The sequence below is a fragment of the Pantoea sp. 1B4 genome, assembly GCF_016925765.1.
Taxonomy (GTDB): Bacteria; Pseudomonadota; Gammaproteobacteria; order Enterobacterales; family Enterobacteriaceae; genus Pantoea; species Pantoea agglomerans.
Window position 1 is genome coordinate 43,208 of the sequence record NZ_JAEUWZ010000004.1, and the last position, 15,661, is coordinate 58,868.

At 54.2% G+C, this 15,661-nt stretch carries 16 protein-coding genes and 3 pseudogenes; 15 read left to right on the forward strand and 4 right to left on the reverse strand.

Translation table 11 applies throughout. From position 1 onward, the window contains the following. Positions 1-75 precede the first annotated feature (75 nt). The gene (locus JNO11_RS20860) at positions 76-942 is read right to left on the reverse strand and encodes a transporter (RefSeq protein ID WP_013360168.1); all 867 of its coding nucleotides are present in this window, start codon (positions 940-942) and stop codon (positions 76-78) included. Positions 943-980: 38 nt separating this feature from the next. After that, positions 981-1,844: a phenylacetaldoxime dehydratase family protein gene (locus JNO11_RS20865; RefSeq protein ID WP_325177812.1), complete on the reverse strand. Its 864-nt coding sequence runs from the start codon at positions 1,842-1,844 to the stop codon at positions 981-983. A gap of 491 nt (positions 1,845-2,335) precedes the next feature. Between JNO11_RS20865 and JNO11_RS20870 the strand changes: the two genes are divergently transcribed. The 5 genes and pseudogenes from JNO11_RS20870 to JNO11_RS20890 all read left to right on the forward strand — a co-directional run bounded on the left by JNO11_RS20870 (position 2,336) and on the right by JNO11_RS20890 (position 5,843). Beyond that, positions 2,336-3,337, forward strand: coding sequence for a helix-turn-helix domain-containing protein (locus JNO11_RS20870; protein ID WP_325177813.1), 1,002 nt, complete (start codon positions 2,336-2,338; stop codon positions 3,335-3,337). Between the two features lie 413 nt (positions 3,338-3,750). After that, the gene (locus tag JNO11_RS20875) at positions 3,751-4,395 is read left to right on the forward strand and encodes a DNA methyltransferase (protein ID WP_325177814.1); all 645 of its coding nucleotides are present in this window, start codon (positions 3,751-3,753) and stop codon (positions 4,393-4,395) included. A gap of 35 nt (positions 4,396-4,430) precedes the next feature. Further along, the gene (locus JNO11_RS20880; RefSeq protein ID WP_109654244.1) at positions 4,431-4,661 is read left to right on the forward strand and encodes a hypothetical protein; all 231 of its coding nucleotides are present in this window, start codon (positions 4,431-4,433) and stop codon (positions 4,659-4,661) included. A gap of 452 nt (positions 4,662-5,113) precedes the next feature. Continuing rightward, positions 5,114-5,615: pseudogene (locus tag JNO11_RS20885) on the forward strand (antirestriction protein ArdA). Between the two features lie 39 nt (positions 5,616-5,654). Continuing rightward, on the forward strand, positions 5,655-5,843 hold the full coding sequence (locus JNO11_RS20890; protein WP_033781319.1) for a hypothetical protein: 189 nt from the start codon (positions 5,655-5,657) through the stop codon (positions 5,841-5,843). A gap of 129 nt (positions 5,844-5,972) precedes the next feature. Here the strand turns inward: JNO11_RS20890 and JNO11_RS20895 are convergent. After that, positions 5,973-6,310 (reverse strand): annotated as a pseudogene (locus tag JNO11_RS20895) (nuclear transport factor 2 family protein). 673 nt (positions 6,311-6,983) lie between these two features. On the opposite strand from JNO11_RS20895, the gene JNO11_RS20900 reads away from it, so the two are divergent. From JNO11_RS20900 to JNO11_RS20945, 10 genes and pseudogenes are all read left to right on the forward strand, one after another. Then, positions 6,984-7,217 (forward strand): DUF905 domain-containing protein, encoded by a 234-nt coding sequence (locus JNO11_RS20900; RefSeq protein WP_187495345.1) that lies wholly within the window; start codon positions 6,984-6,986, stop codon positions 7,215-7,217. Positions 7,218-7,345: 128 nt separating this feature from the next. Then, a complete protein-coding gene (locus JNO11_RS20905; protein ID WP_325177815.1) occupies positions 7,346-9,316 on the forward strand; it encodes a ParB/RepB/Spo0J family partition protein in 1,971 nt (656 codons plus the stop codon). 38 nt (positions 9,317-9,354) lie between these two features. Then, positions 9,355-9,645 carry a conjugation system SOS inhibitor PsiB gene (gene psiB / locus JNO11_RS20910; protein WP_325177816.1) on the forward strand — a complete coding sequence of 97 codons (291 nt, stop codon included), beginning with the start codon at positions 9,355-9,357 and terminating at the stop codon, positions 9,643-9,645. Then, complete coding sequence (locus tag JNO11_RS20915) at positions 9,635-9,793, forward strand: hypothetical protein (RefSeq protein WP_325177817.1); 159 nt, start codon at positions 9,635-9,637, stop codon at positions 9,791-9,793. Before psiB ends, JNO11_RS20915 begins: the two co-directional genes overlap by 11 nt. Next, on the forward strand, positions 9,790-10,521 hold the full coding sequence (locus JNO11_RS20920) for a plasmid SOS inhibition protein A (RefSeq protein WP_325177818.1): 732 nt from the start codon (positions 9,790-9,792) through the stop codon (positions 10,519-10,521). The genes JNO11_RS20915 and JNO11_RS20920 overlap by 4 nt, the downstream gene beginning before the upstream one ends. Positions 10,522-11,028: 507 nt before the next feature. Beyond that, a complete protein-coding gene (locus JNO11_RS20925) occupies positions 11,029-11,421 on the forward strand; it encodes a hypothetical protein (protein ID WP_325177819.1) in 393 nt (130 codons plus the stop codon). 100 nt (positions 11,422-11,521) lie between these two features. Further along, positions 11,522-11,659, forward strand: a complete 138-nt coding sequence (locus JNO11_RS20930; protein ID WP_311979797.1) for a succinate dehydrogenase flavoprotein subunit — start codon at positions 11,522-11,524, stop codon at positions 11,657-11,659. Continuing rightward, positions 11,656-12,225 (forward strand): hypothetical protein, encoded by a 570-nt coding sequence (locus JNO11_RS20935; protein ID WP_325177820.1) that lies wholly within the window; start codon positions 11,656-11,658, stop codon positions 12,223-12,225. Before JNO11_RS20930 ends, JNO11_RS20935 begins: the two co-directional genes overlap by 4 nt. A 354-nt stretch (positions 12,226-12,579) precedes the next feature. Then, positions 12,580-13,494 carry a hypothetical protein gene (locus JNO11_RS20940; RefSeq protein ID WP_325177821.1) on the forward strand — a complete coding sequence of 305 codons (915 nt, stop codon included), beginning with the start codon at positions 12,580-12,582 and terminating at the stop codon, positions 13,492-13,494. A 124-nt stretch (positions 13,495-13,618) separates the two neighbouring features. Beyond that, positions 13,619-14,442 (forward strand): annotated as a pseudogene (locus JNO11_RS20945) (DUF932 domain-containing protein). Positions 14,443-14,464: 22 nt separating this feature from the next. Here the strand turns inward: JNO11_RS20945 and JNO11_RS20950 are convergent. Continuing rightward, entirely contained in the window at positions 14,465-14,998 is a 534-nt protein-coding gene (locus tag JNO11_RS20950; RefSeq protein ID WP_095708117.1) for a lytic transglycosylase domain-containing protein, read from the reverse strand. Positions 14,999-15,661 lie beyond the last annotated feature (663 nt).

The following is a 15,661-nucleotide window of genomic DNA, read 5'->3' on the forward strand; positions in this document are numbered from 1 at the left end:
CTGCACTGAACATAACGCGGTCGGCTACCCGCCACCTGGTTGAGAAGGACAGCCAGCTGGTCAGGAAGGACAGCATCAAAAAACGCGGGCGTAGCGCAGGTTCACGCGGAAGTTTTCTTCCGTACCATTCTCCACGTGCAGATCCCGCCCCAGCTGTATCTGGAACTGATCGCGCGGGGTAACGAATTTCGTGGTAGTCAGGCGGATATTGGTGGTCTGAGTCGGGTTATCCTGATTCATACCATCGATAGTGGTTTCGCCTCCCCACGTCTGACCCAGTCCCAGCCCAAAGGAGAGCGTCTGATCGGGCATATATCGTCCCATTATCTGTGCGGTCCAGGCGTTATCCTGCTCAAGTCGTGATGACCCGGAGCCATAATTACTGTTATTCCCGTACCAGATGCCATCGCCCACCACGTCCAGCGCCCAGCGTTCTGTAAAGAACTTCACCCATGCAGCCTGCAGATCCACTTTCCAGCGGTTTTCGCCCAGATTCAGCGGATCGTTATGGTTGTAACTGCCAGAGGGCAAGTACAGATAAGGTGCAAACCCCAAAATGTCGCCACCCTCGCTGAGCCTGACCTTCAGAGGAACGGTCAGTATCAGGTCTCCTGTGCCGCTGGCTGAACCAAGCGAAGCAGCCTCGCCGCCGCCTGAAATCCGCCCAAACGGCAAAAGAAACTGTGGGTCCAGCGTCGCCGATTCGCTAATTTGCACGGTATGCAGAAGACGCAGCATGCCGATATCAGAGGTCAGGTTGTAATCAGAGCTGACTTTTTTTCCGCGCGAGTACGCCGAGCCGGTTGATGCATGCTGGTAGTAAAGCAGCCCTACGGTTGTGCCGTCAGGGAACTGGCTGTAATCACCGGGCGCCACTTCCACCGCGAAAGCCGGCAGAGACGCGAGCATGAGCGTTGGCGCGCTGAAACGTAATGCGTGCATAAAACCCCCCAGAATGTTGACGTTGTTAATTATTTTTCTCAGTGCTTTGCGTCACGCATCATCCCGGTTCCAGGATGGCAGTTGATGTATTCAAAGGTCTGAAAACGGGCATCTGAAACGGAAACCTCATGGTAAAGCCGCAGCTTCTGCAGGCCGGTTACGACACGAAAGAAGGTGGTAAAGATACGCAGATGGGTGGGGTGAGATTCGGCCCAGCGTTCAAGCCGGTCCAGAGAGCGCCAGAAGCCAATATCGTAGGCAATATCCAGCAGGTTTCCGTTACGGTCGACGTTGCGTACAAAGCGGTTACTGTAACAGCCGAGCTCGTGCCCCTCGTCGCGCAGAAAATCCATGCCTGCCTGCAGCGGTGGAAGCATCTCGTTGAAGTAAAGCTGGCGCTCCTGTTCATCGGCCTCTGCCCAGTCCTGACCGGAGCGGATAAGCGTTATGTTATCGTGGCCCTGTACCACCACCCGGCCTCCGGCTGCAGGGTCGCCTGCCATGATGCGCAACTCGCCGTCAGGCTGCAGCCAGTCATTCTGTGAGGCCGGAATCCGGTCACGCACCGATCCCCAGTAGCCGTGTTCCTGTATTTCACCGCTGAGATTATTCATCAGGGCCCCGACACCCGGCAGCTCCTCTTTAAAGGCATACAGAGTTTCGAACTGCTCGGCGCGCGGTGCGATGATTTCCCGGAAATAGCCAAGATCATCATTCAGACGTTTGTCCGATGACCACCAGTTTTCGATCTCTGGCAGGCGCAGCCAGCGGCAATAGGCTGACGGATCCCGCCAGTAGCCCACCACAATAAAATTTCCGAATCCCTGGTTATCGACATGAAATGTCATGTCGTGGTGACCCGGACCGTAATCAAGACCGAAGCTGTCGACCATGTGCTGCATGGCCAGAACAGCTTTCTGCCGGTGCTCTTCATGAAACTGCACCCCCCAGATAGGCCATGACGACCTGAGTCAGATCTTTATCTGCCCGGCCGACAAACATCGGAAAAGGAGGTTCGTAGTCATCATGAACCCGGCGGGACAGCGTGCGGGGGGCATTTGAGGTGCTTATCGATGGCTGATTCCATAAAACTCTCCGGTATGATTTTTAAGTGATGAATATTTTCAACACCGATACTAAGGAGAATTTTTCTGCCTACCTGGCTGAGCAGGACAATCAGCTGGCTGTTGCGGACACATCTTTGATTGCGTTACCGCGGATTAAATCTGAATAGAAATGGTGCGGGAGTGCCCTGGAAAAGTGCACCGGGGAGGCTGGCACACTTCTGACCGCGTCAGTATATGCATGTGGTGCGGGATGAAAGCATGGCGCGGAAATTGCTTAAAGTCAGGAACAACTATTAGCTATCAGCCGATTTATATGAGGTGTCGCTGTGAAAAATTGTTCCGCACCCCAGGGCGAAATTCGGTATTCAACCGGAGAGGTTGCAGTCCATCAGCGCTTCGATTACTGGCATGACGTTATTCTTCGTCACTGTATTCCTTCAGATGGTAAGCCTCAGGCTGACGGCAGATTCAATGGTGAGCTTGCGGTACGTGAAATAGGGCTGGTAGATGTGTGCACCCTTAATTCAACACTGCATCACTGGGAAAGAAAGGCACATCATCTGCGCTCGGGGCCGGAGGATGACCTGTGGTTGGGCTATATTCAGAGGGGATATGGTCAGCTCGAACAGGACGGCCGCAGGGCCTCTCTGTCAGCAGGAGACCTGGTGCTTTATGATGCGGCTCAGACTTTTCGTTTCAGCATTGGCGGGAGCGATAATCATCTGATCCGGATTCCGCGACACCTTCTCAATGGGCAGATTTCAGCCGGAAGGGGAATGACCGCCACAATTCTTGATAACAACCGCCCCGGTGTGGTCCCACTCCGGGAAATCGTCTGTCTGGCCGCAAATAATTCTGTTCTGTCAGGTAACCCGGAAATGGCCGGGCACTTTTCGCAGACGATATTGGATCTGCTGACGCTTAGTGTTGAACTTCAGAGTATCGATAAAGTTGCTGCTGAATGCGATTTGTACGTGAGAGTACGTAACTATATCAGTCGTAATCTGAAGAACCCCGAACTAAGTCTGGAAAGCATTGCGAAAGCGCATCATGTGTCCGTCCGCACTGTAACCCGTGCTTTTGCGCGTCATCAGAAAACTCCGGCTGCTATTATATGGCAGGAACGTCTGACCGCCTGCAGAAATGCCCTTGTTCAGGGCGGGGCACGAAGTGTTTCAGAGATAGCTCTGGATCACGGTTTCTCTGATTTGACTCATTTCAGTCATGCATTCCGTAAAGCTTTCGGAGTAACGCCCAGCTCGGTGATGAAGGAGAATTCATGCGTGATTAACATGGGTGGATTTTCCGGGCATGAAGAACTGGCTTAAGACTAACGCACTAACCAAAAGTGTTATCGTGCGTCAATGCAATAAGCTCAGTTTTCTTCATACCTGCTGTAGAATTGGCAGGTTTAACATCTATTTACTTCAGATGTATTCATCTAGAGGCATTCAGCCTCACATCAAAAGCCAGTTCAGCTTTTCATCCCTAGCCGCCTTCTGATTTATCCATCAGGCTAAGCAAAAAATGCTTCCTCTACGGTGCGTTTATTCACTGTTCATAGTGAAATATCTTGAAGTTAAACACAACTGCTCACCCGTTCCCCGCCGTGCGCGGGACATTCGGTCCGCTCCGGCGACGCGTGCGGCTTCGCGTCCGCCCTTGTTTGCTCAGCTGTTCGCCCGTCTGCGTGTTGGTCACGGCACCACAGGGGTGCCCCCTGACACTGAGGAGCATAACTATGTCCCGATTCATGCGTGGCGACAGCGTACAGATCATGGCCGGCTTTTCGGATAACAGCATCGACTTCATTCTGACCGATCCCCCGTACCTTGTCGGCTTTAAGGACCGGTCCGGCCGTTCAATCGCCAACGACGTGAGCGACGAGTGGGTGCTGCCGGCCAGCCGTGAAATGTTCCGCGTGCTCAAAAACAACAGCCTGGCGGTGAGTTTCTACGGCTGGAACCGCGTGGACGTCTTCATGCAGGCATGGAAAGCGGCGGGCTTCCGCGTCGTCGGGCACCTTGTGTTTACCAAAACCTACGCATCGAAATCGGCATTTGTCGGGTATCAGCATGAAAGCGCCTACCTGTTGGCCAAAGGACGCCCGCCGCTGCCGGCTAAGCCCTTACCTGACGTGATGCCCTGGCAGTACACGGGCAACCGGCACCACCCGACCGAAAAGCCGGTGAGCGTGTTGCAGCCGCTTATCGAAACCTTTACGAAGCCCGGTGATCTGGTTTTAGACCCTTTTGCCGGTTCCGGCTCGACCTGCGTTGCCGCGGACCAGTGCGGCCGCCGCTGGATAGGGATCGAACTGCTTGAGGAGTACCACGCCGCCGGCCTGCGCCGCCTGGGTGAACTGCGCGCCGCCCGTGCCGCATAACGCATATTCTCTGACCGGACCATAAGGACAGCAACATGACAGACCAGACACTGACGACCGAAATCACGCAGCTTACCGACGACATTAACGACCTGGAGGAATCGCTTTACGAGTTTCACCTCCGGTTACGGGACATGACAAAGCGCCATCTTTACCGCGGCGCTGCGCCGGCGCAGAAAATGGCCGGGATGCTGATCGAGCAGATAGATACCGAACTGGTGGCGCTGTACCGGCGGGCTGCCGAAATGCGCAGTCACCTGAAGTAACGGAAGCAGGTGGTCATTTTATAACCGCCTGCTGTCTGTGCGCTGATACAGCCGCCGCTGCGCTTTTGTCCACAGGGTTATAGCCAGGCTATGCACCCGGATTGTGGACAAATGGACATAAGGAAGTTGCTGCGCGCCGCTTTTTTCCGCCATGCGGCGGGACAGGGCAGAAAACCCGGTCCGTGCGTGCTGCGGCCGGTGCCGTGACTTCACTGTAGCCCGATCGCCTTGTGGTAAAGCGCGCCTCCTTCGCCCGTTCGCACTCCCTCCACCGCGCTTACTTCCGTCGCGCTTCCGCTCAGTCTTCGCGTCAGCGCCGTGCGTAAACACATCTCCGCTCGCTTGCGCTGCGGCCTCCTCGTCACGCTTGACCACTGCGTCTCTCCGTCGGGCTGTCATTCAGTCACGGCACAGGCCGGAACTGAGACAACTTTGACTGCGGAGGATTTCTTATGACATTTAGCGGACCAGCGGTATACGTCGGGACTTACCATAAATATAACTGCGGCAGTATTTTCGGGAAGTGGTTTGATCTTACTGACTTTGAGGAAAAGACCGAGTTTCACGACGCGTGTCGCGAGCTCCACGCCTCTGAAGAAGATCCTGAATTTATGTTTCAGGACTGGGAGGGCATTCCGTCTAAATTCGTGTCTGAATCCTTTATCGACTGGGATTTCATCGCGGCGTGGAAGCGGGCGAAAGAAGAGGGCAGGGAAGACGCCTTTGTTGCCTGGGCGGATTATTCCGGCGGGTGCGATTTCGATGCGTTTGATGATGCGTACAGGGGGGAAGGCGGAAAGTGAGGAAGATTATGCGTATGAGCATATTGAAGACAGCGGCCTGCTGAATGACGTTCCGGAGCCGCTGCGCTCTTATTTCGACTATGAAGCCTATGCCCGTGACCTGTTCAGCAGCGGGTATGTGCTGCACGACGGCTTTGTATTCAGCAACTGATGACGCTGGCAGGGGAAGCCCTGCCGTAAAGGAGAAAAAATGAAACTGTCACCGCAAACCCGCGACATCCTGCGTCAGTATAAAGCCCTTGTGAATGCGCAGCGACGAACCAACGGCCTGAGAGAACTGAGGACGGAGGAGATCATGGATGAAATCTGTTATTTCATGACATGTCAGAGTGCCGTTTACATCGGTGGCCACTTTATTAAGCAGGGCGGAAAAGGGTAATCAGCACAGTCAGGCGGTTCCGGCCGCCTTTTAGCCCGCGAAAACCGTGCCTGCGGCAGCAGAAAGGAAAGAGGCGCGCCTGACGGCGCGACTCCCGTCTTTCTGCCTGTAAGGGCAGCGAGATTGATATCATGGAAAGTAGAACCACGCCGTTGAGATAAGGTCATTTGTAATTTCGAAAACAGCAATGCTTTCGAGGGGGGGCGGGTGACAGGCCATGAATGAATTCGTGATCAAACACTTTGTTACCCAGCACAGTCCTGGAAATGAGTTCTGCCCTGAGTTCCGGATTATTAAAACGATTACTTATGTAAAACTCACGCAGCGCTGATTTTCCAATCGTTGAGGGGGGTTTCGGCGGGCATACGATAGCCCCTGAAATCCTCAGAAAAGCAATCAATGAAAGCATTTATATCGTGTTTATTGTACGCCTCAAACTGAGCGGCGACGGGACGTGTTACTGACATGTTCAGCTCTCTGTGGTTGTTTATTTATGCTATTTGGTAGCATGAATATTCATTCATTTGAAGACTTCTGAAATCCTTTCTTCGGTGTATCGCCGATTAATCATAAAAAAGTCCGTTACCCCGGGCGTCCAGTCGGCTGTCATGCTTCGCACAGAGCCGGCAGGCCGTCTCTGCCCGGCCCCGTTCCGGGGCAGCGGGTTTCCATCCTGACGCAACACCTTCCGCTCGCAGCAGCCGTTCCGGCTGCGCCGCTCAGTCTCGCCGTAAACGGCGCTCCCTGCATCCCGCAACCACACATGGCGGGATGTAAGGGGCAACGCTGTTTCGCGCCCGCGCGTCACACCGTTGCGGCGGGTTCCTGCTTTCCTCATGGGTTGTTTCGCCCGTCTGAGTCCTTTCGCCGGGGCTGAGACAAGCACAAACCGCCTGGCTGTCCAGGGACGGCTGAAGCCTCTCGCTGGAAAATTTTTTTATGTGGCCAAAAATTTTTCCGCTCGCTCCCGGACATCTGCGCCGGCCCGTGCTCGTTACGCCCTTTGCGGCGAACGGCTCTCAAACGGGTGAAGGTTACAACCTGGGGAGAAAGCAGCAGTTACCCGCAAAACGTCAAGACCGCGGCCCCGGCAACTCAACGGGTGATGGTTTTAAGGGCAAACACAATCAGGAGATTTCAGTGGAACAGCCAGCAGTTGTGCGCTTACCGGATGACACCTATACGCGTGAGCAGGCGACGGCAGTCGCCGCGCAGTACATCAATGTTGCTATCGAAGACGATCAGGGTACGCATTTTCGCCTTGTCGTGCGCAAGGACGGCGATTTGGTCTGGCGGGCATGGAATTTTGAATCAAACGCGGGTTACTGGCTGAACCGTTATATCGGTGATTACGGTATTCGCAAAGCGCAGTAAGCAGTTAAAAGGTGCCCTGCGGAGCAGCAACTCTGCAGGGCGAGACAGTCATTAATCTAACGAGGTATCAACGATGTCAGTAGCCAATGTTAAAGCAAAAGCCCCTAAAAAAACCAGCGCTAAAAAAAGTGATCGACGCCGAACAGGCAGCGGTAAAAGCGGCGCTTGAAGCCACGCCGGTTGAATACGCGCCCCTGTCAGTGTTCGTGATGTCGCTGCTTAATGCCCGCACCATCCCGTATTCAACGGAAAGCATTGAAAGCATGGCGGCAACCATTAAGTCGGTCGGCCTGTTGCAGAATCTGGTCGCCCACGAACTGCTGGATGGCGAACTGGCGGTGGCCGCAGGCGGCAAACGCCTTACCGCCCTGAATCTGCTGCTCTCACAGCAGTTTCTGACCCCCGATTACCCGGTGCCGTTCAAGCGCGTTTCCCCGGAAATGGCCGCGCTGGTTTCCTACATCGAGAATGCGCAGCGCAGCGATATGCATGCGGCAGAGCAGATTGCCAGCTTCGGTGCCCTGGCTTATCAGGGCAAAGCCCCCGAGCAGATTGGTGCAGAGCTGGGCTACAGCACCCGTCACGTTCAGCGCATGCTGAAACTCGCAAACCTTGCGCCGTCACTGCTTAAATTGCTGGCAGACGATCAGCTGACGGTTGAGCAGTGCCAGACGCTTTGCCTTGAAGACGATCAGGCCCGTCAGGTGCGTGTCTATGAAGAGGTGAAAGCCTCCTGGCATAACCTGCCCGTCACCATGTTAATAAAACTCATTACCGATAAAGAAATCTCTATCACTGACAAGCGCTTTCTTTTCGTGGGCCGTGAGACGTATGAGGCAGCAGGCGGTGTCGTGCGTGAAGACCTGTTCAGTCAGCAGGAAGGTGAGGGAACGGCTGACTCAGTGCTGCTGGAAACCCTGACCGTGCAGAAGCTGACCGCAATGGCGCAGGACATTCAGAAAAGCGAAGGCTGGAAATGGAGCATGGGCCAGCTGAGTTCGTTTTATCCGCACCGGGATGCGCTGACGTATCAGCTGACTGACGAACCGGAACCGGTGTACGTCGGTGACGAGGAAAGCCGCATTGATGATCTGTACCAGGTAGCTGACGATTGCGAGCAGAACTCTGACGACGAAGGCTACAGCGCGGCCAGCGATGCAATTGAAATCATCGAAAAAGCTGCACTGGTTCGTGCCTGGACCCCGGAAATTCGCGCCATGTCGGGTGTGGTGGTCGGGTTCGATAAATACGGTGAACTCTGTGTGCAGCGCGGCGTTGTGCGTATTGCCGATCTGCAGGGCGAAGAAAGCAGCGAAACAGAGCAGGGCGCAGAGTCTGCCGTACCTCAGATCAGCCCAATCAACATGGCTAAAAAGCCGGATGCGGCTGAGGGTATCAGTCTGCCGCTTCTCACAAAAATGTCCTCTGAGCGCACTCTTGCCGTGCAGGCTGCGCTGATGCAGCAGCAGAAAAAGGCGGTTGCCCTGCTGGTCTGGCAGCTTTGCACTGACGTCTTCACCTCCGGCTCACATTATGGCAACCCGTTTGGCATCCGCGTGACCGTGCCTCACTACAGCCTGACGCAGAATGCCCCGTCCGGTGACAAAGGCCCGGGCTTTACTGCCCTGATGCAGGAAAAGACCCGTCTGGAAGCCCTGCTGCCGCAGGGATGGAATAAAGACTTCACCACCTTCTTCTATCTGAGCGGTGAAACGCTTATGTCACTGATGGCGTTCTGTGTCGCCTGCTCGGTTGACGGGGTACAGACGCGTGAATATCAGCGCACCTCTGACAGCCGCCTGGACTCACTGGAAAACGCCATTGGCTTCCACATGCGTGACTGGTGGCAACCCACAAAGGCGAACTTCTTCGCTGACCTGAAGCATACACAGATTATGGATGCGCTGACTGAGGCCGGTTTTAAAGGCGCGGCAGCAGACGCGGCGAAAATGAAGAAGGGGGATGCTGCAGAACTGGCAGAGGGAAAAATGCGGGATACGCGCTGGGTGCCAGCCTGGATGAAAGGGCCGGAGCCTGAAACGACCGGCGGGGCCGGATCTGCTGACACTGACAACAACGATCCCGCTCACGCGGCCTGATAAGGAGCGCCGCCCTTCGGGGCGGCATGGAGACAAACATGAAAAATAACAATGCTCTGAATCTGACCGTGCTGACCGGAATGCACCCCTGCGAATTTGAGGAGTGGCGCGAAAGAGGCGAGCACGATCGCCATATTCTGACCAGCGCTGTCGCGCAGCTGCTGCACGTGCCAGCGGGCTGGAATGTCAACGGGGAATACCGTGGCGAATTTGGCGGATTCTTTCCGGTTCAGCTGCGCTACACGCCGCCCGGAGAGGCGTTCAGTCTCTGCGTATGCAGCCCGGGAGACGTGTCCGGGGGAGTGGCTGATTGTACTCATGTCAGCTGACGGTAACTGCGTGCGCGAGGTGCTCAGGCTGACGCCGTTCGACCCGCAGCGCATCAGCGACCTGATCGCCGCAGCGGCGCAGGCATCCCTACTGGAACACTGCGCAGCCGGCATAGCGGAATATCTTGCAGAAGGAGAGTTCGCATGATCCCGGTCAGCCGTTCACTGGTTCCGCTTTCACCTGCACGCCGTGCAGCGATGCAGGCCATCGCCTTCGTTGAAAACAGGCATGAACGTAACGTGTACTGTGCAGACTATCCGTATGCACACGCCTTTTTCCGCCTTCTCAGGGGCAGCAGGCGGGTAACCCTGAAAGAAATCCGCTTTTTCCGTCCCTCAATGCTTGAGGCCGAATTCAGGGGTAACAGACAGTCATGGCTGGCAGCGATTGACCGGATGATTGCCAGTGCAGGTGAGGACTGTCCGCATCCGCTGAGCAGTTATGATGTTCACGATCTGTTTCCGGGATGGCGTTTTCAGGGCACCGAGCGGCAGCGGCGAAAAACGGAGCTGCGCGATGAGAAGTATTCCCGCCAGTATCGCCGGGAGAGAGAGGAGAAAACGCGGATTCATCAGGCGGTAAAAGGGCAGGCTGAGATTGACCTGGCATTCCACACGCCAGCCAGTGTCAGCTGCTGGATATCACGCTGGTCTGACTCGCAACTGCATCATACCGAGCTGGAGATCATGTTTTATAGGTGGAGTGAGAGATTCCCTTCACTGAAATCTCTGGAGCGCTGGGAAATGGCAGGCCAGCCGTTATGGAGACTAGGGGCTGAGGCCGGGTTCCTGTCAGAGGAATCGACCGCGATGACGCAGGAGCTGGAACGCTGGATGGTACCAAACAAGCTGATGTTCAGGGCGGTAGCGGTATGAGCCAGGGAGATTACAGCACTGAACTGAAAACGGCACGGAGTCATGGCCCCCCTTCGGCTCCCCGGCTTTGCCGGGTCGTCAGTCCTACTGCGCTAACCGGCTTTGCCGGTAAGCTCCGCCGAACCCCTTCGGGTTTCGGACATAGGGCCTGATGGCTGAGGTCAAAAGCTGCAACCGGCTGTCGCCGGTGCTTCAACCGGGCGCGCTGCGCCCTTTAAGGGCGTCACGCCGTTCCGTCGTGACGCCTGTGTTCATGCTCATCCCTGTGCTGTCACCCTTTTCCGGCTGGTACGGAGCGGAGGGCTTTTCGTAGCACAGTCATCCGTTCGCCCACTAGGGGTACGCTTCGCCGTTCCTCGCCCGTTCGCACTCGCCACAAAGACGGCTCGCTTGCGCTGCGGCCTGCGGTGACGCCCCGTGTTCGCTCGTCTGCCGGTGCTACTTCTGCCCTTCGCCGCTCCATACCAACCGAAACAGGGTTTTAGTAACCATCAGAGGAGAACCAGCATGAACACACAGAACGTCAAAACCGCCGCAACCAAAACCACCGAAACCGGGGCTGAAGGGCAAAACATCAACGGCCTTGATCCGGCACTGGCTCAGAGTCTGGATTATCTCAGGTTATTGAAGTCGGAGAGCATGACCGAGGAAGAACGTTTTGAACTTCTCACAGGCACTCTGAGGAATATGGCTGAAGAGGTTTGTAACACGGTTACTGACTGGTCGCGCCCGCGCCCGATGATCCCGCTGGCGTCATTTAAAGCGTGGATTGAGGCGGCACACATTGCGCACGGCTATCCAGACGGAATAGGCGATGCAGCATGGGGATACGCAAGCAATGAACTGGCTTTGATTCTCAAAGCCGGATACGCCATGCATAAAGCGGATATTGCCCGATGAGCGAAGTGCAGATGTAAAAAAAGCAGAGTTTCCTCTGCTTTCTTCACCGCCGGTATTTACGAGATACCGGCAACATCAAAACCAGAATCTGGAGAGATATATGATTTTTGACATGCAAATCGTCGCACATGCCATCGCGATTGTAAACGCCATGCGCAGCGGCCAGCTGGCACATTTAACAGCAATGGTGTTTTCACAGTGGATGCAGGTAGCGCGTCAGGTGGAGAAGCAGCCATGAGCCAGATTATTGAGCATCCACATTCCACAGCATTCACCAGCCCGATCCAGCAGGACGATATCACCAGAGTGATGGGCAAATACTGCCTTATTCGCCTGGATAATGGTGCAGATTCCTTCTGGCACAATGGCCATTATGTCTGCGAGGCAAACGGTGCATATGGTGAAACGGGTGTGTCAGACATTGCCAGGCTGACCGCTCGGGCGGGTGGTCATTCGTTACGGTGCATCGAGCTGCCGGTGCCTGATGGCGAGTGGTGCTGGGGTGATATAGCGGAAACACTGGCTCGCAATGCCCTGAGTGAAACGGTACGGGCCTCCTGCATCGTGACGGGCTGCATAGCAGCGCAGGGCAGGGGGGTTCACTTCTGCAATCATCCGCTGCTGAGCGGTGACAACTCGAATCTGTGGTTTCCGATTGGCAACAAGGAAGACTGGTTTGCGGCAGTGGAACGGATTCTGATCATGAACGGTTTAGCCGAAAATCTCACCAGTCTTTCACCGCTTCGTGACGGACCAGATTACATGGACTGGAAAGCGACCTATAACAGGAAGGTCATAATCTAGGGAGCTAAGGCCGGTTTACACCGGCCATTCTGGCCATGAGCGGGGTGCTGAACCGCGAAAAAACCAGCAGGCCTTACAGGCCAGGCAAAACCCGGTGCTGACGCACCGGCTTTCCCCTTCCGCATTCTCTGTAGTCTGCCAGTAATGCCGGGTGTCTCATTTCTGTCCGGATGGTGTCGCCGGTTATGCCGGTTCTGGTGCGATGGCTGCCTTTACTGACTAAACATCAACTTCAGGGGCCGGGACATGGCCACCTTCGGCTCCCCGGCGTTGCCGGGTCGTCAGTCCTACTGCGCTAACCGGCTTTGCCGGTAAGCTCCGCCGAACCCCTCCGGGTTTCGGACATAGGGCCTGATGGCTGAGGTCAAGGGCTGCAACCGGCTGTCGCCGGTGCGTTCACTGGCCCCGAAATCGGGGCCGCTGAAGACCGGACCGGCAAAGGGCCGCCGTCCGGTGCTGTGCCCTGTTCATCTCCCGCGTTCTGTTTCGTTTCCTGAATCCCTCGCCGTGCAGGAATCTGGCACACGGGCGCCTTCGCACAAGGGACGCAAGCTAAACGGCTGCACCCGGTCCCTTCGGGCTGCGGCTTTGCCGTTTCCCTCTGCGCTCAGCCTGATCCCCGTGCGCCCGTTCAGCCCTCACGGCGAGGAACTCAGAGAAACATCGAATAAACCACACGGGAGACACAACATGTCAAAGCTGAACGTCAACACCCCGGCTTCAGAATCTAAAGAATCATCTTCTTTAACGGCAAAACCATCAGAAGAAATCAGCTATGAAGCTATCCGCCGTGCATTACGTCGCAGTCTATTTTTCAAGGATCATCCGCAGTTCAATGTGAACACCGCGGCGCTGCGTAGCGATTTTGCTATGAATCTGGAGTATCTGACGGCGGCAACCTTTACGCGCGAAGAGGCAGATTTTAATACGGGAAAATTCCGCTCAGGAATCGAGATGTTGCTGATTAACGCGCATGAAAAACTGCAGATCACGGTTTTTGTTTATGCTCCAGCGTCAGGCTCTGCACCGGAAACCTATGAAACCCGGATCGTGCATTCAGCTAATCCGATTGGTGAAGAAGAGTATGCGGAAAATACCGAATACCAGACTACTAACGTTTACAAAGCCGCAGGTGAGCTGAATGTTGCGGCGCTTGATCTGTTCTGGTCTGAGCATGAAGGGCTGATTAAATATGCGAAGCAAAACCTGCCCCGGACTAACGAATACAGCCCATTCTGCCACTGGCAATTTTCGCACCTGAGAGGATGACAACATACTCCCCTGCAGCGCTCTGCAGGGGAAGTGAGATATCTGATATTCAGCGAATCGCTGGCCGCTTTATAAACTTTTTTTATTTGACAGCTGACACCATTCCTTTATGAGGTAATTAATTATGGTCCGTTTTTCTTCCCGCTATGCAGCCCCGACTGCTATCCGTAAAAACAGCCCGCTGAATAATGATGAGCTGATGCGCATTGTTCCGAGCGCATTTTCAGCCGAAAAGCATGATTCACGCTCTGAGCGTTATACCTATATTCCAACCATTACACTGCTGGATAAACTGCGTGAAGAAGGGTTCGAACCTTTTTTATGCCAGCCAGTCGCGCGTCCGCGATCCGGAAAGACGTGAATTTACCAAACACATGATCCGCCTGCGCCGGGGAAATAATAACAGCGGCGAAGAGGTTCCGGAAATCGTATTACTGAACAGCCATGACGGCTCCAGCAGTTATAAAATGATCCCCGGTATTTTCCGGCAGGTCTGCACGAATGGCCTGGTGTGCTGGAAATCGTTTGGTGAAATCAGCGTGCCACACAAGGGGGGATATTGTATCGCAGGTTATTGAAGGTGCTTATGAGGTGCTGGGCGTGTTCGATAAGGTGGAAAATAATATCGGCATGATGAAATTCATTCAGATTAACAGTGAAGAACGCCGCCTGCTGGGCCAGCTGGCGCTGGAATATAAATATGACGGCAAAGAGCCGCCGGTGTCAGCTGAGCGTATTATTAAGCCGCGCGCCTGGTATGACAAAGGCACCGACCTGTGGACCGCGTTTAATATCGTGCAGGAGAACCTGATCAAGGGGGGTGTGTCCGGCAGAACGGCGAAGGGAAAAAGAACCACGACCCGACCGGTAACGGGCATCGACGGCGATATAAAGCTGAATCAGGCGCTGTGGAAGATGGCGGAGGAGTTCGCAAAACTCAAATCATGAAAATAACCCCGGCATGCCGGGGTTATTTTTTGTCAGGCATTACATCCGCAGTTAAGAAATTTTCAGGCGCGGGCGTTTTCTTATTCTGCTTCGCCATTGCGGTGTAAACCTCATCCCGTGCTATGAGCACGCGGTAAATACTCTTGATGATTGCAGCATATTCACGACGCTGTTTGATCAGCTTCGGGCTCGGGCCGGTGTTGTACATCCCGACGCTGTCCCAGTTTCTGCCATACTGTCTGAAATTTCGCGCCTCGATCCACGCACCGGTATAAATGCAGATGCACGGATCTTTCAGCAGCCTTTCCCGCGTAATATCAAACTTTTTCAGCTGATTAAAGTGAGAGCTGTTTATCTGCATATTGCAGACATCATGCGTGCCGCCGCTGCTTTTCGTATTCAGCGCATTATTACGCATGCGTGATTCCTGAATGGAATGTGCCATCAGGAGACGCGGATCAATACCGAAATCCTGACCGGCTTTTGTGAAACACATTTCCGGCGCAGCCTGCGCGCTGAATACAGCGGCAAGCGCGAAAGCAGCAAATATTTTCATTCTGATAATCTCACGTACGTGCGCGTAAAGCGCCAGGCGGGTTCGTGTGGAAAATACCCGCTCAGATCATTGCTTGCAAGATAATTCGTTACAGACGCGCACGTTGCGCTGGCGGGCTGGAGATAAACCCCGTTAGGGATATAAAGAATTCAGCAGGATAGCGTTATTTACCAAGCCGCTCTTCGGGGGGTAAGATTTCATCACACCCCACGCAAGATTTCATCTTGCAGTTTTTTTTATTTTAAAACATAGAGTTATCCTGTTTTTAATGGAGTTTTTTGCTTATATAAAATTAAAAGTGTGCTAATTAACACACTTTACAGTGCCGTATTGTGTGTCATGATGGTGCCTTATTGTGTGTTGTTATGGTGCTGGATTGTGTGTTGTGACAGTGCCGCATTGTGTGGTAATTAGGCACTGCAAAAGGCACTGTAGGGTGTGCTAATTATCGCTAGTCATTAAAATCAATAACCTAGATATATGCTACGCCATGCTAGTGCCTGATTAACACACATCAAAACAGCCCACAGTGCCGGATTAGCACACCTAAAATAGAGTAGTAATGCCTGCTCACCACACCTTAGTTACTCAGGTTTTATCATTTCTTATGGCCTGGAAAGCTATATAGTGCTGAATTAACACACATTTTTGATGCGTCGCCTC